This is a genomic window from Sorangiineae bacterium MSr12523, from assembly GCA_037157775.1.
Classification (GTDB): Bacteria; Myxococcota_A; Polyangia; order Polyangiales; family Polyangiaceae; genus Pendulispora; species Pendulispora brunnea.
This window is the reverse complement of sequence record CP089982.1, coordinates 5240301-5255695: the sequence shown is the minus strand read 5'-3', so window position 1 is coordinate 5255695 and position 15395 is coordinate 5240301. Positions and strand designations below refer to the sequence as shown.

Below are 15395 nucleotides of genomic sequence, written 5' to 3'. Positions count from 1 at the left end.
TCGACCGCCCGGGCACGGGCGAGGAACCGTTCGTCATGTTCGCCTTGAGCATCGCATGTTCGTTCGGCCGCGCCCGATGTCCCGTTCACGTAAATCGACGCACCAAACCGGGTTTGGCTATTCGCGGGATTGGCAGGCGCGGCACGCGCCGCTACTCCGCTGGATGCCCCCCATCCGTCGACAGCTCCGAGGCGTTGCTCGCAAAAATGGGGAGCTACGCCGGTGGCTGTTGCCGCAACGCGCATGAGACCAGGGGCCGACCCGCACAGGGCCGGCCGCCCTGGCGCGAACCGGATCGGCGCTCCGGGCATGCTGCCATAGGGAGCTCCCGCCCTTCCCAGGATGCGTTGCCGCTAGCGTCTGCCTCGTCCCTACGATAAGCCAAGGTATCCTCCATGTTTTCCACCAAGCGCGTACTCTTTCCGCTCGCCATTTTGCTTGTCCCTGTTCTCGCGAGCTCCGCGGGTTGCGACTGGGTCGACAAGGTCGACCACGTCTCGGTCAACCCCGACGCCGGAGACGGTGCAACTCCTGGTGCGGCCGCGGCCCGATTTCGTCTGGCCGCTGGGGCCACCACGCCGCCCAACCTTTTCGACGTTCCGTTCCCGAGCGACGCCTATCTAGGGACAAACGGGCGCATCGTCGACCCGCTCCCGGGAATCGAGGCATACATCCCGGCTCCGGCGGGGGCGCAAGCCCTCTCGCACGATCTGGCTGTGATGAACGGCTTCTCGCGCATCGCGATGTCCATTTTCTACGTCGATGATCCTACTAAACTGCAAGATGGCGAACCCGCCGCTGCCGACGTCGACAAGGCAAGCCTCCCAGCGACGGAAGACGCTTGCAAGGCCGACGCAAGTGCGGTGTTCCTGGTCGATCTCGAGGCGACGGACGCTGCCCAGGCACGGATCGGCTGTCGCGCGCAGTTCCACACCAATACCCGGACCGGTTCCCGCTCCGCGCTCGCCGTCGGTCCGGCACGTGGTATCGTGCTCAAGGAAGGGCACAAGTACGCGGCCGTTCTGACGAATCGGGTGAAGCTCGCGTCCGGTCAGGCCCTCGCCGCAAGCCCTGATTTCGATCGCATCCGCAAAGGCGATCGTGGCGGTGCACTGGCGGCACTGTATGGCCAGGCGATCGACAAGGCTACGTCGGCCCTGGGCTCCGCGCTGAGCGGGACGGAAATCGTCGCGCTTACCCCCTTCACGACGAACAAGATGAGCGATGAACTGTTCACGCTCCGGGAGGCCCTTGGCACCGATGACGCAACCGCCCCAGACTTGAAGTGGGACGAGGAGAGCGTCAAGCCCATGACGAACGCGAAGTTCGCGGGCGCTGCCGGAAATCCGATTCCCACTGGGTTCACGGACACCATCGATGCCTACTTGGGTTATGTGAAGCCAGAGACGGAGACGCCAAGGCCGAAGGTGGGGACGGGACCGGCAGCGATGGACAATCCGTCCACGCATTTTCCAATCCGAGCCCATGACCGCATTGCGTCGATCGGAACGGCCGTGTTCGAGTCCACAAGCTTTCTGCGCAGTAAGGGAGGCTATCGCACCATCGATCATGCGACCTTTGGTCGCACAACCGATGGCAAGAACGACCTCGACGTCGCACAGCGCACGACGGAAAAGATTTGGGTGACATTCACCGTTCCGACGCGGGCACCGGCGTCCGACGCCGGGTATCCGGTGGTCATTCTACAGCACGGCCTCGGAGGGTCACGCGATTACATCTTCGCGCTGGCCAATACGTTGGCCGCCGCCGGCTACGTGACCGCAGCCATCGACAGCGTCACCTTCGGCGCCCGCGCGGCATCCGGCAAGACCGACGGCACGACCGACTACATCAACGCAAAGAACACCGATCCTGCGAAGAACAACGACTCGACGTACGGCAAGGGCGACGGCATCGCCGATACACGCAACGGCGCGACGGATTTGTTTGGCAGCTTGATCAACATCGGAGCACTGCGCGATCAGATGCGCCAGGCGGCACTCGATACAACTCAGCTTGTGCGGGTGCTTCGAAAAGAATCAAACCGCGTCCTCGGGCCGCTTCAAGTTCCGCCGGCCGCCTCGCCGCCGAAACTTGACTCAAGCAAGATCGCCTACATTGGCAATTCGCTTGGTGGCATTCAAGGCGCGACGGCGGCCGCCATCGAGCCGAACATCCGTGAATGGGTTCTCAACGTCGCGGGCGGTGGACTTATCACGGAGCTCGCGACGCATTCCCCCCGCATTTCGGCGAGCCTTGTGGCCGCCGCGGGTGCAAACTTTGGAATGACCGGTGACAAACTGAGTGAGTTCCACCCGCTGGTGACGCTGCTGCAGACCGTGGCGGAGCCGGGCGATCCGCTGGCCTACGCGGACCTCCTCGTCTCAGCTCCCCGAAAGGTGGGAGGCGTGCAGGTCACTCCGCGGAACATTCTCCAGATCGAGGTCATCTACGACGAGCTCGTCCCGAACGAAGCGAACGAGGCGCTCGCCCGCGCGGGAGGCTGGCGATTGGGCACGCCCAACGTCGGCTCGAACGCGGGGGTCACGGACGTGAAGACGCTCGCTGGCCGGGACCCGAAGTTGCTCGCGGAAGTATCGCCCGACGCCGACGGGTACATCCAGAACACGCCGGTCAACGGGACCACCGCTGTTCTCCTACAAGTCTCCCCATCGCAGCACGGTTCCGACCTGGAGTCGGCGGGAACCCTCCGTTTGTACGCCGCGCCGTACGCCAGGTTCAACGATGTACAGCCCTTCCCGCTCGCTCCGGCGGGTGAGAAAGGTTATCAAATTGTCCTGGGCGCGCAGTACTTGCAGCTTCAGAACATGGCGATTTCCTTCATCTCGCAGGGGCTAGCGGGTCAACCGCCCAAGGTCTACGTGAAGCCGCCGCCGGCGAACAATCCGGTTGCCGGGTTCACTCCTCCGGTACGCAACGTCGATGGCGACATCGCCCCCGACGACACGGACGCTGACCCGAACGATCCGCAAAAGCAGTAGACGGAGTCCGAGAAAAGGAAAGTCTCCCCGCACCCATTGACCCGAGCGCCCGTGCTGGATGGCATGGGCGCAGGGAACCGAGGGGCTTATCACTTTTTCCTCTCAACCGGTGAGAACGGCTGGCCGAAGCCCCGCCCGCAGGCAGGGCAACATCGGTCACGATGAGACCTCGCTTGTCGAGGTCTTTCCGGTCGAAACGGCGATGGCCACCCTGCACGGTAGAGCGGCGCTAGCGTGGCCCCGTACGCCCTCGCCCTCCCGGCATCTCGGCAGTATGGCCGGACGTGCCGCTGGTCGTTTGGGTGAGATTGCCCCGCTTGCAGCGTGGACAACCGCTCCCGTTGACAGTGCGGTTCTTGATTCGGGCCTGCCACGAGTGTCCCGCGGTGCATCGCCACCAGACGCGTTGATCCGATCCAACGAAGGCGTCGAGAGGCGCGAGATCTCCGTTTTTCCTCGCATCCCACTCTCTCGCCACCTCGGGGAATTGCCGCGCCAGTGCTCTCTCGGGTGGGGGCGTGTGCCGGCAGTGTGGACACGTCTTTCCGCGGGCCACACGGTCGATCACTCCGCTTCGCCAGGCGTGCCCCTGAACGCAGCGCCACCAAATGCGTCGGGTCGACCCCGCCAAAACGGTTGCCGGTGAGAGGCTGCCGTTCTTCTCATGGTCCCATTCCGCGGCGATGCCGGGCGCCTGCTCCGCCAACGAACGCTGATCGCTAGGACGCTTTCCAAGACGTGCGCGCGCGCACTCCGGGCACCCCGTTCCTTGGCCCGTACGGCTGTAGATCGCGGCCTTCCACTCGTGGCCGTGCGAACAGCACCACCACACGACGACCTTCGAGCCACGGGATACGCTCTCTGGACAGAGAGCGCCGTTTCGTTCGCGGTGCCACTCACGCGCAAGGTCCGGTGCGAAGGTGGCGAGAGAGTTCGCGGCGCGTGGACGAAGCGGGCCGGTTTGGCGCTCCCTCGCGCATCCCGGACACCCGCTACCCTTGACCGTGCGTTGGTGGATTGCCGCTACCCAAGTACGGGCGCACTTGGCGCATTTCCACGAAACCTTGCGTTGCGCGCCGACGTTTACATCGGCCGGCGTGAGCGTCCCGTTGGCGGCCTGGTCCCACTCTGCTGCGATCGCTGGGGCCCGCATGGCCAGCGAATTTTCTGGGCTTGCGCTGCCACGTCGCGCGGCCCTTTGTTTGGTGGCGCATGCCGGGCACCCGCTGCCGCGCGAGATGCGGTTGCCGACTGCTGTTTGCCACTCATGCTCGCAGGCCGGGCACCTCCACCAGGCACGATGATGCGAGTGCGGGGGTACATCCCGCGGTGTCAGTTGGCCATTGGCGGTGGGATGCCATTCGGCCGCGACCCTTGGATGCTTTGTCTGCAGCGACCTGTCACCATTCATTTCGGGAAGCCATTCGCTTGCGACCTAGGGGACGAACCGGTCCAAGGCATTCTAGAACCGGGACGGGGAGTCCGCCGGAGCGCGGTTGCCAGGATTGCAGCGAGGGCAACCGGTTGCGTTCGTGCGCGTGCGGGAATGGACCTCGGCCTGCCACGAGTGCCCACGCGCGCACTGCCACCAAACGCGCTGCTTGGAATCCTTGAACACGTTGAGGGGCGTTAGCGTGCCATTCCTCCGAGCGTCCCATTCGTTCGCAATCTCCGGTGCTTGCATCGCCAGCGATTTCTCCGCCGATGGGCCAGTGCGACAGCGGGGACACCCCCTTCCGCGGCCCACGCGCTCGCGCACCGCGGCTTGCCAGGAATGCCCTTGCGCACATCGCCACCAAACGCGCTGCTTGGAGCCCCCGAAGACCGCTTCCGGTGAGAGACCAGCGTTCTGGTCGTGGTCCCATTGGGCTGCGATGTCGGGTGCGCGCTGGGCCAGCGACTGCTTGGGGGCCGGCATGCGTGGGCAAGCCGGACATCTCGTTCGGTGGGCCGTCCGCTGGGATACCGCCACCTGCCATTCGTGCCCGCGCGAGCAGCGCCACCACACGACACGTCTGGAAGCTCGTGATACGTCCGAAGGCCGTAGCGCACCGTTCCTTTCGGGATGCCACTCGCTCGCGATCTCGGGAGCGAAGGTTCCCAAGGAATCTTCGGGGAGCTGCGCACCGCTAGGCGCGAGCACCGCAGGAGATTCCTCCCGCCGCACGTCTCGTTTCGGCATGGCGCACGCTGCGCAGCCGCTCCGCGCACGTTTATTGATTGCTTCTTGCCAGGAGTGCCCGCAGTTGCAACGCCACCAGACATGACGCTTGGAATTCGCGAACACGGTCGCCGGCGAGAGCCCTCCGTTCCTTTCGTGATCCCACTCGGCGGCGATCTCGGGGGCCCGCGCCGCCAGCGACTCGTCAAAAGCGGGCGTGGTCCTCCCCGGCCGTGCGCGAGGGCAAAGGGGACATCCGCTTCCCTGAACGGTTCGATGGTCGATGGCCGCTCGCCACGCGTGCGCCTTCCAACACCGCCACCACACGACAAGCTTCGAGCCCCGCGATACATCTTCTGGGCGGAGATCTCCGTTCTTTTCGTGATCCCATTCCCGCGCCACACGTGGGGCACACGCGGCGAGCGAGCTTTCAGGTCGGGGCGGACGTGGGCCTGTTCGGCGCTCTCGAGCGCACCACGGGCAGCCCTGCCCTACCCTTGCGCGGGCCGCAACCGACGCGACCCATGATCGGGCGCACGTTGCGCAAGTCCATGTGACCTTGCGCCGTGTGCCGACATTGACATCGTCGGGGGTGAGCGAGCCGTTGGCGGCCTGATCCCACTCGGCTGTAACGTTCGGTGCACATGTTGCCAGCGAGTTCTCGGGCTTCGCGCGCGCTCGTTGCGCGCCTCTTTCCTTCGCGGCGCACGCCGGGCAGCCCATCTTCTTGAGGGCTCGGCTGGCAACGGTCCCTCGCCAATCGCTGTTGCAGGTCGGGCACTTCCACCACACCCGACGATGGGATTGCGCGCGGACATCGAGAGGAGTCACGGAGCCGTTGCTGGTCGGGTGCCACTCGACAGCGATCCCCGGATGCCGTTCTTGCAGAGAATCGCCCGAGGAGGGTTTGCGCTCCTTACGGCGGTCATTCGAGCACGTAGGGCAGTCTGAGCCGCGTGTTCGTTCACTTACAAGGGCCTGCCATTCGTGCCCAAGGGCACAGCGCCACCAGCATCGCCGGTTCGAGCGATAGCGCAGCTCGAAAGGAAGGATCCCGCCGTTCTTTTCGGCGTGCCACTGCTCCACCAACTCCGGGTAACCCGCCAACCATTCATCGGACGTCCGAATGGCGAGACAGCGCGTCTTGCTCGATGCCAAGAGCCCCGGGGAGACGAGCTCTCGTACGGACCACCAATCGTAAAGATGCCGGCGCTTGGCAGCCCGAGCGGAAGCCAACCGTTCGCGCACGCGCTCGGTGGACCAGCCAAAAATCTCTGCGAGCTGGACATCGCGCAACAGCTGAGGCGTTGGCGGCGGTGCCATGCTACCCGTCGTATAATCGCAGAGCGGCCGGACTTGAAGACGTCGCGTGCTCGCGAAGGGGCATCAAGGCCGGATACTCGCGACGGCGGAGGTTTCTCTCTCGTGGTGCGAAGGCGTCGTCCACTCCAGCTCAAAGGCCAGAGAGTTGCACTGGCGTATGCGTCGACGTGCTCCCATCGGCAAGGCCGAGGACGCCATACGAATTGGCGCCCCAGCACCAAACCGTGTCGTCCCGCCCGACCGCGCAGGCGAAGTTTCCAGAAACCGCGATATGGGCGATGTTCGACAGCCCCGCCACCTTCGTAGGCGTAAACGCCATGGAACCGGGGCCATCGAGCGCGGGATCGTGCCCAAGAACGCCGTTGGTGTTCGTCCCCCAGCACCAAACCGTATCATCGTCGCGGACGGCACATGAATTAATGCCGCCGAGCGCGACTTCTCGAACTGACGCCAAGCCCGGCACCACCGTCGGCTTGCCGTTGCATTCGTGACCGCTGCCGCACGATGGATCGAGCTGAGGATCGTGCCCAAGCTGGCCGGACGAATTATCGCCCCAGCAGGCGACCGTCCTATCGGCAAGCACTGCGCACGCATGGGAGGATCCGACGGCAAGTGACCGCGGATCCCTGAGCCAGGCGACCTGCCGCGGGATCGGATGACGCTCGTTGTCTCCGCCGGCGTCCGAGCTCCCTTCCGGAATGCCGATTTGGGCCTGGCCTGCGGACCCCCAGCACCAGATCGTCCCATCGTGCTTGCGCGCGCAGGAAAACGCGGCCCCCGACTCCAAGGTTGCGACCCCCTCGAGTCCCGGCACGAGGTTCGGCGTCGGCGTCGTTTGCACACCAGGAGACGGTCCGATCCGGCCGTCGTTAGCGTCCCCCCAACATGAAACCTTTGTCTCAAAGGCGGCACAACTGAAGCCTCCCCCTGTCGATACCAGCAACGCGCCTTGGGTGCCGCTAACGACGGACGGTGTCCGGGTCACCGTTCCCCCGTCAGGAGCGTTTTGGGCACCGGTCTCACTGTGCGCATTGTCGCCCCAGCACGATACCTCCCCCGCGGCGGTAACGGCGCACGCATGGCCGTCGATGCTTGGCATCGTCCTCCACGTTCCAGGCAGCGGATTCCCCGGTGGAGGGTGCGGCAGATCATCCTCGGAGCCTTGCCCAAGCAGCGCGGCGCGATTTGTGCCCCAACACTTCACGGTATCGTTCCGGGTCGCGCAAATGGTCGCCCGCCCCACAGACAAGCGAATCGAGGGTTCCGCACTGGCGTCGCCCTGCGGCGGTGGAGGCTGGATGATACCGCGGTCGGTGCCAGCATCCGCTGCGGGCGTGGAATCGGAGCCTCCGCACGCGAGCCCCATTCCCGTAAAGCCGGACGCCGCGGCGAGTGCAAGAGCGAGGGCCCGGCCAGGGCGAGCGCGCTGGGGCAAGGAAAGGTCATACGTCTTCATCGCGAGCATCTTGCACTTCCTTCGACCACGGCTCCATTTCCGTTCAGGAAAATCGACCACCCTTGCGCCGCGAGCCGCCCCCGACGACCCGCGAAAGCGTCGTCGAATCTGGCAAGCTCCCGCGTCGCCGCTGCTGACTTGACTCCGTCCTCCAAGGTCGCGAACGCCTAAGCGCGGTCACGCAATGAAGGATTCGGCCTGGCCGGAAGATGCTGTTTTCGCGCCGTGTGACGTCGAGGCTACGCTCGCGCCCAGGGCGGGTGTTACATCGACATCGAGGCAATAGGAAAGGCGCTCCCCATCGTGCCGCGCTTATCGTCAAGTGCGATAGACTCCCCGCGGCGATGAAACGAATCCGCATCTCGCTCACCACGGTATTTCTCGCCTGTGCGCTCACGGCGTCGGCCGTCCCCTGCGGCGCCGCCGATCCGCGCATCGATGCGCAGAAGCGTCAGGAAGAGGGTATCAGGCGATACAACGCCGGCGACATGGACGGCGCACTCAGCTCGTTCACCCAAGCGTACGCGATTTACCCGAGCGCGAAGATCCTCTGGAATCTCTTTCAAACGCAGCTGAAAGTGGGAAGGACGCTCGAGGCCACCCGCAACATCCACGTCTACCTCGCATCGGCGGACCCCGCCGCTACGCCCGAACGGAAGACGGAAGCCCGTGGAAAACTCGAGAACGCCCGGAAGGTACTCGGGCTCGTGAAGATTCAAGCACCGCAGGGCGCGCGGCTGTTCATCGACGGCAAGCCGTTTCCAGTCGGCTACGCCATCAACGAGTCTGTCGAGCTGGACCTAGGTGGTCACGTCGTCGTGGCAGAAACAGCAGCGCAGCGCATCGAGCGCGCCGTGAACGTTCGAGTGGGCGAGACGGTCACCGTCGTTCTCTCGGAAAAGCGGGACTCCGATGCTTCGGTCAGCACCGCTCCGCGGGTCGAATAGACGCAACCTCGTTGCGCGTTAATCCGAAGGAGATGGCAACGATGACCCGGTCCCTGCGCCTCCGTTCCCTGCGGCCCGTCGTTCGCCGTCCTCGTGGTGGCTGGATAAGGCGCGTTCTGCCGATTGCCGTGTCGAGCGTGTTTGCCGTGGGCTGCCGAGTCGCCATGCCATCGCTTACTTCAAACCCTGCCGAGCGACGATCTCCTGCAACGTGCTCACCGCTGCGCCACAATCGTTCTTTGCGCATCCTTGCTTGAGGCGCTTGTGTACGTCCGCAGGCTTCTCCCCGGCGACGATTGCGCACGCAAAGGCTGTTTCTGTTTCGCTATGGTCTACCTTTCCGTCGGATTTCAGTACCGGAAGTAGACGGGCCACGTTCGCACATTGGTCTCGCTCGGCGATCACCGCCGCAGCGTCCAAGGCGAATGTGCCGTCCGGCAGGCTGTGAGCGACGCGGTGAGGCGGTAGACCGCTCGGGAGTGCCTTGTACGTGAAGAGCAGGTCCGGGCGGCCGTCGTTATCGACATCGCGAATATCGATCAAACGTGACGTTCCGAGGATCTTGACCGCCGGCGCGTAGGGCTCGATTTTTCCGCTTCCCGCCGAGAGCAGTTCCTCGATGCGGTACTCCTCGGATTCGATGCCGTCTCGCCGATCCTCAAGCGTGCTCGAGGTGGCGCGCAGCAGAAACTCGGCGCGCCCATCCCCGTCGTAGTCGAACACCTTCGGTGCCGTGATCCGCAGCTCGCTAAGATCTTTTACCGCAATATCTCCAGGATGCTCCGTCGAGCCGATGCAGGTATTTGACAGACTGCTTGCAGCTGCGGCATTCGGGGCATAGCGGAGGGCGGGCTTCGAGCCGGACTCGTAGTTAAGGACCCATCGACCAAGCCACGCGACCGATGTCGCCTCGCTCACGTCAGAGGGTGCCCGGCACAATCGCTCCAGGACGAACGACCACGCGCCGGATTTATCCGACCAGCAGCCGCCAAATTGCTCCACCAACCGGGACTCCCCTGCGCCCAGGCGTGCATGCAAGACCGTAGCCTTGCTCTCTTCCTTAGACACACCACAAGCCGCATCGCCCCGAGGCCCCGACCCGATACCGCTCGCGCCTGCGGGGCCTTGGGAGCTCGGCGCAGGAGCGGTGGCCTCGGCAGGCGATGCCGCCGGCGGCGAAGAACACGCGACCGTGGCCGCGCTGAAAAGCCCAATCGCCGAAATGACGAAAGGAGATCTCGAGTACCATGACCTCATCTCAGTTTGACGCGTCGGTCCCTCTATTTCGCGCACCGAAACCCGACGTTCACCGAGGCCGCCGATTCCGGAAGTCCTTCCCAATCGTACTTCGATTGATGTTGTTCACCGGGTGTGGGGTCCGGTGTCTCGCCGACGATCCTTCGCTCTCGAGCGGTCCCCGAACGCGCGTCCGCAGACCATTCACGAAGGGTCTCAGCGGCGCGCCATAGACCGACTTGGTCCTGCCGCTCCTTGTCGTCTTCGTTGAACGGGCATGGCCCGCCCAAGTCGAAGCGGTTCCAGCAAATCGCGCTTGCTTTTCCGCTGCGCCTCGCATCTGCGTCGCGGCTCGAAGCCCACCGCCACTCCTTTTCCGTGGGGAGGCGCTTGCCGCGCGCCTCGCAGAACGTCTTCGCTTGGGCCCATGTTACGCAGTTAATGGGCGCCGGATCGTATTCGTAGTGCCCGTAGACACAAAAGTCGGACGATGGTCCGGATGCGGGGACCGTCGCTTTGCCGAGGCGAGTGCAACTGCCCTTTTCGAGGCATTCCCTGTATTGCTTCGCTGAGACGGCGGTCCGGTCGATACAGAATGCTTTCTCGGGGCGCCCTGCTGCCGAACTTCCTCCTCCCACCTCAACGGTAGCCATGTCGGGTGGGCAGGCGCTCGCGCTCGACTCGGAACGCCCTGCGTCGGCGCCATTCGATACCGCTTCGGAACTACGGGAAGCCGCAGCGGGCACGGGCACGGCGATGGGAGCGGGTTGCGACGGGGTATCGGTCTGGCCCCCGGAACGGCACGACAATGCGAAAGGAAACAGTAATGCGGTCCAACGAGTCGGGTTCATGACGTCACTTTCCAAGATGAGTGCCTAGATCAAAATGCATCATGTCGCCGCTTCCGTAGGTGCCAACGGCTCCGAACATCACGCCCCCCCAGCGAAGTTTGGCGGTTTGTACGAGCTCGACGATGAGCTCCCCGCGCAGGTTCATGATGCCGCGGGTCGGATCCCGCTGCGTCCCACCCGGCAGCGTGGCGATTCCGTCTTTGCCGTCGTCGGTGATCGTAACCTTTCCTACGACCGTCACGAGGCGGATGTTGTCGCGATCGCGGACAATCTGGTCGTACATCGCGTGGAGAGTGCCATCCTGGTCGCCGGCCATCGCCTCGGACAGCAATCCTTTCCCCCCGGGGCCGGAAGCTTCCGGATGAATACCGTTGTTGCCATCGTAGCTTGCTAAGAAGAGGGCGGAGAATTCGTCGAACGTGCGCTGCTTGGTGCGCTGGAAGACGTATCCGAAGTAGAGCATCAACGCGAAATGTACGCGTTGAAAGCGCTTCACGGTGTCTTCGATGGCCGTCCCCTTAGGGTCGTCCTTCACATCGGCAGGTGTGCCGTAGTAGAGGGAATACGCGCGGTCATAAACATCCACGCCGGGCTTCCAAACCAGCCGCGTTAGGATATCGCGGGATGCCTGCGCTTCCAGCGCTTTGGCCACCTGTTTCTTGGCGACGAGCAACGCACGAAGGTCGTTGTCGTCCGCGGGAAGCTCCTTCTTTTGGTCGAGTTCACGCATCTTGCGAAACTTCAGCGAGTCGGGGATCGTATGGCCTTCGCCGCCATACTGATCGCCTTTTCGAAGAGCAATATATGGGTTGAACAACAGATTGATGTCGACCGCGGACCCACTTGCGTGGAATCCATCACCGTTCCGGAATCCGACGTGCGCTTCGATGGCGCCTTTGTCGAGCCAGACCGGATTTTGGCCGAGCCACACCCACGCTGTGAATTCCTCTTGCGTCAGATCCTTATCTGGCTTTTCGAGCTCGACCTTTGCCAGATCGTACATCTTCTTTTGGACGACCAGGAGCCGTTGGAGAAGTTCGTCATTCACGCCGGAAGCGAAAGGACGTCCGAGGAAGTTGAAGCCATAGAGCTTCACGGTTTCCTTGCGAAATGGTTTCTCGCCCATCTCCTTGGTCTCGGTTAGCCAATCGGGGTATTGCGGGCCAACCGTGGCGGTTACCGCGTTGCTTTTTGCGTCATCGCTCATGCCGGCATCTCTTCGGAATCGGGTGGAACCCAGTCGCCGTACCCGGAAGTGTCGATTCTGCTCGGCTCTCCATCACGGTGAACGTTCCGGAGCGTTTTTCGCAATTCCTCTTCCTCGGTGCCAGACGCTATTCCATATTCCCGTGCGAATAGGGCCAAGCTGATGCGCGTATCGCCGAGAAAAAGCGCGCGGTTTCGCAGACGGCCCTCCACGGCAGCGTCCAATACAACGCTACCGTCAAGAATTTGCAGGTTGACGTATCCTGCGTATGGGAAGCCAGTCGCGGACTTGGAGTCCGTGGACCCAAGAATGAAGGGCGACGGCGAATCCGCGGCGAGCGCTTCGATGCCGCGCTTGAGCCACTGGTCCTTGGGATCGGCGGCGGAAGACTTCTCGCTCGGTTGCCTCGTCCCCCACTCGACGAACGCCCGCTCGAGATGGGCGGGAACCCGTTCTTCGATGAGGATGCTCCCGCCCTTCCCGTCCGGCGCATCCACCGTCTTCCCGTCGCGGACGACCGTGCCCGCGGTGAATCGGTACGGCGTACCCACAGGAACGCGCTGGCCCTCATGATCCAGCAGCCAGAGGCGCACCTGCCGCTTCGCCAGATACACGGTAAAGGACGTTTCCTTGGCCGTGGCCAGCGTGAGCGTCTTCGGCTTCTTTTCCGGGATGGCGAGTTCGTCGCCCGCAGCCAGCCCCTGTGCGTTCGCGCGCCTCTCGCGAAGCCCTTTGTTCTCCGCCGCATTCCAAATCGTCTCGAAATTCTCGAAGCCGTACTTCCCGGAAATGCTCCAGGGCGTGTCCTCGGACTTCACCACATGAATCTCGGCCGCGCCTTCGCTCTTGACCAGCTCGGTATCCTCGGCTTGCTTGCCCGCGAGAGCGCGCGGCTCGCTGAAATCACTCACGTCAAAGTCGCCGAAGACAAGCTTGCATTCCCCGGGGGCCATTCGCTCGAATCGCTCGCGGCCCGCCGACGTCAGCACCCCTTGGCGCTCGTCCTTGTCGGCTCCGGTCAGCACGAATCGCCGGCGCGCGACGGGCTCACCATCCTGGTCGACAAGGCGGAATGCGACCCAGTCGCTGGCCTCGCCTTTCGCTTGTTCGGGTGGGCGCTCGGACGGCGTCTTGTCCCTCGAGAACGCAATCCCGTATCGGGGGATGAGCTCCACCCGTAGGAGCCCCGTCTTCACCGCGCAACGAAGATCGCGGGCCACCTCGTGAAGGTAGTCGCGATGCCGCCACTCACGCAGGACGTCCCGCGCTCGCACGCGCCGAGCGTTTGGCTTTACCCATTGATGAATTTCGAGTAGGCCGTCCACCACCGACGGATCGGGCGCGACACTTTCGTTGAAGCACCAGAACGTGATTGCCGCCATCCGACGCTCGCCCTCGAAGGGGCTGGATTCGGGGCTAAACGACGCACTGATCGATGCGGGCGTGATGCGATAGTCCTCGCCTCCAGGTAGCCTGTAGAACTCCCAAGGTCCGTCCAAGAAGCCTACTCGCGAAAAGAACATTTCTCTTCCCCGTCATCCCGTCACCGACACGCCCTTGAGGAGCGTGCATAGCGCCAACGTTGGCCAACCGCCACGCCGCGCGTGTGCCGTGACGGTTGCTCTCTCCGGATTCAGCCGAGTTGGGTCAGAAAGACCGCATCTCCACGGAGAGTCCCTTCTTCGATGGCGGTATGCTTAGACGCCCGTCGGCAGCGACCTCTGGTACGCCTGGGCCGCCGGCACCGACCGTCACCGACGAACGCAACAGAATCGGCGCGGTTCCACGGAAGGCAATTCCGATGGAGGGGCCGCCGCCACCACTACCACTCGCGCCAGCCAGCCCCCCCGGGCCACCCTGCGCACCCGCCAGGCCGGGAAACTGGCCCCCGGTGCTCCCAGCGACACCACCAGCGCCACCATTGGTGCGGCGACTTCCGTTCGTTCCCTTTCCGCCGGCGCCGCCGTCGGCTGCCGCCACGATGCAATCGGTCAAATCGATGGAGCTATCCGTCGAGATGATGCCGATGCTTGCTCCGCCCCCTCGTCCGGGGGCGCCGGCCAGCCCAGGGCATCCGCCAGCTCCCCCACCAGCCCCCACTGCGCTGCAGTGCTTTTGTTGCAGCGCGGGGGTCCCCTGGGGACCGCGACCACCGCCACCGCCTCCACCGATTCCCGGCGCACCATCCGTTCCGGGCGTTCCGTCGCTCGGGAGGTAGGTACCATCGGCCGATAGTCCACCGATTTCACTACCGCTCGTGCCGGTCTTGCCCGACGCGCCCTCACTTCCAGGCGCGAGGCTGGCGTTGCTCTCGACCGCTCCGCCCTGCGCGTGCGACGCGTTGGCGGCTTCACCTGGCGCGGGGTCGTCACCCGCGAGGATTACCCAGTTGTCGCCGTTGTTGTAATAAAGTCCGCCTCGGCCTCCAGGACCGCCGGGCGACGAGGCCCTCGACGTGGAATTTGGGCCGACGCATTGCCCGGCACCGCCGTTCCTAGGCCGGCGATGGTTGGCAACCTTCGCATCGTGCCACCGGCTGTCGCAATTGTTCGTACTTGGGTCGCGGTAGGCGCAGCACTCCTCGCCCGCGAGCCCGGCTTCTCCTTGGGAACCATCGGCCAGCGTGAGCTGCGCGCCGTCGGCGCCGTCCGCGCCCTTGCCGCCCTTGCCGGCACGAATGGTGGAACTGGCCATGTGGATCTCCGATGATGCGGCCGTGATGCCAACCGAGCTTCCGTCCGCCGCGTCCGGAGCCACGACCTCGAATCCTTCCACGCGGGCATTGCGAATCCCCGTCGCTTTAATCACTGGACTCGCAGAAGGCGCGATCTTCGCTTTCAAACCACCCGTCTTCCAAGAAGGCGAGCCACAATCGAAGTAGCCGAACATGGAGAGATTTGCGGCCAGCACGATCTGCTCGGGATAGGTCTCGGCGCACGCGTAGACACGCTTACCGCTCACCTTCGCCACATCGATGCCCTTTTGAAGGCTCTTGAGGGGTCGCGATTGCGAGCCATCTCCGGCGTCTTGCCCCCTGGATGCGGATACGAACACCCCACAGCCGTCCGCAATCCCCGTCGCGTCGTCGACAGGGAACGCCGTGGGGCATCCCTGTGGGCCGGGAGGCTGCCCCGTTGCAGGGGGCTCGTCCGGCAAGGGATCCGCTTTCCCAACGCACGCCAGCGGTAACACCCCCATCGCAGCGAAAATGG

At 64.1% G+C, this 15395-nt stretch carries 9 protein-coding genes; 3 read left to right on the top strand and 6 right to left on the bottom strand.

Annotation, left to right across the window (positions count from 1 at the left end):
- The first annotated feature begins 395 nt into the window (after positions 1 to 395).
- Entirely contained in the window at positions 396 to 3002 is a 2607-nt protein-coding gene (locus LZC95_20135) for a hypothetical protein (protein WXA99118.1), read from the top strand.
- A 2394-nt stretch (positions 3003 to 5396) separates the two neighbouring features.
- Entirely contained in the window at positions 5397 to 5720 is a 324-nt protein-coding gene (locus LZC95_20130) for a hypothetical protein (protein WXA99117.1), read from the top strand.
- Positions 5721 to 6616: 896 nt separating this feature from the next.
- On the opposite strand, the gene LZC95_20125 is transcribed toward LZC95_20130, so the two are convergent.
- Entirely contained in the window at positions 6617 to 7327 is a 711-nt protein-coding gene (locus LZC95_20125) for a hypothetical protein (protein WXA99116.1), read from the bottom strand.
- A gap of 959 nt (positions 7328 to 8286) precedes the next feature.
- Here LZC95_20125 and LZC95_20120 point away from each other — a divergent pair.
- Positions 8287 to 8889: a hypothetical protein gene (locus tag LZC95_20120; protein ID WXA99115.1), complete on the top strand. Its 603-nt coding sequence runs from the start codon at positions 8287 to 8289 to the stop codon at positions 8887 to 8889.
- A 174-nt stretch (positions 8890 to 9063) separates the two neighbouring features.
- Here LZC95_20120 and LZC95_20115 read toward each other — a convergent pair whose 3' ends face one another.
- The 5 genes from LZC95_20115 to LZC95_20095 form a co-directional block, all read right to left on the bottom strand.
- Positions 9064 to 9894, bottom strand: a complete 831-nt coding sequence (locus LZC95_20115) for a VCBS repeat-containing protein (protein WXA99114.1) — start codon at positions 9892 to 9894, stop codon at positions 9064 to 9066.
- Between the two features lie 275 nt (positions 9895 to 10169).
- Positions 10170 to 10778 carry an SUMF1/EgtB/PvdO family nonheme iron enzyme gene (locus tag LZC95_20110; protein WXA99113.1) on the bottom strand — a complete coding sequence of 203 codons (609 nt, stop codon included), beginning with the start codon at positions 10776 to 10778 and terminating at the stop codon, positions 10170 to 10172.
- Between the two features lie 202 nt (positions 10779 to 10980).
- Positions 10981 to 12183, bottom strand: coding sequence for a hypothetical protein (locus LZC95_20105; protein WXA99112.1), 1203 nt, complete (start codon positions 12181 to 12183; stop codon positions 10981 to 10983).
- Positions 12180 to 13706, bottom strand: a complete 1527-nt coding sequence (locus LZC95_20100; GenBank protein WXA99111.1) for a LysM peptidoglycan-binding domain-containing protein — start codon at positions 13704 to 13706, stop codon at positions 12180 to 12182. The genes LZC95_20105 and LZC95_20100 overlap by 4 nt, the downstream gene beginning before the upstream one ends.
- A 124-nt stretch (positions 13707 to 13830) precedes the next feature.
- Positions 13831 to 15381 carry a hypothetical protein gene (locus tag LZC95_20095; GenBank protein ID WXA99110.1) on the bottom strand — a complete coding sequence of 517 codons (1551 nt, stop codon included), beginning with the start codon at positions 15379 to 15381 and terminating at the stop codon, positions 13831 to 13833.
- Between the last annotated feature and the right edge of the window lie 14 nt (positions 15382 to 15395).

Bases quoted from the DNA above. Each gene is read 5' to 3' on its own strand.
- LZC95_20110 (WXA99113.1), bottom strand. From the start codon at position 10,778: ATGGCTACCGTTGAGGTGGGAGGAGGAAGTTCGGCAGCAGGGCGCCCC.
- LZC95_20100 (WXA99111.1), bottom strand. From the start codon at position 13,706: ATGTTCTTTTCGCGAGTAGGCTTCTTGGACGGACCTTGGGAGTTCTAC.
- LZC95_20120 (WXA99115.1), top strand. From the start codon at position 8,287: ATGAAACGAATCCGCATCTCGCTCACCACGGTATTTCTCGCCTGTGCG.
- LZC95_20095 (WXA99110.1), bottom strand. From the start codon at position 15,381: ATGGGGGTGTTACCGCTGGCGTGCGTTGGGAAAGCGGATCCCTTGCCG.
- LZC95_20105 (WXA99112.1), bottom strand. From the start codon at position 12,183: ATGAGCGATGACGCAAAAAGCAACGCGGTAACCGCCACGGTTGGCCCG.
- LZC95_20135 (WXA99118.1), top strand. From the start codon at position 396: ATGTTTTCCACCAAGCGCGTACTCTTTCCGCTCGCCATTTTGCTTGTC.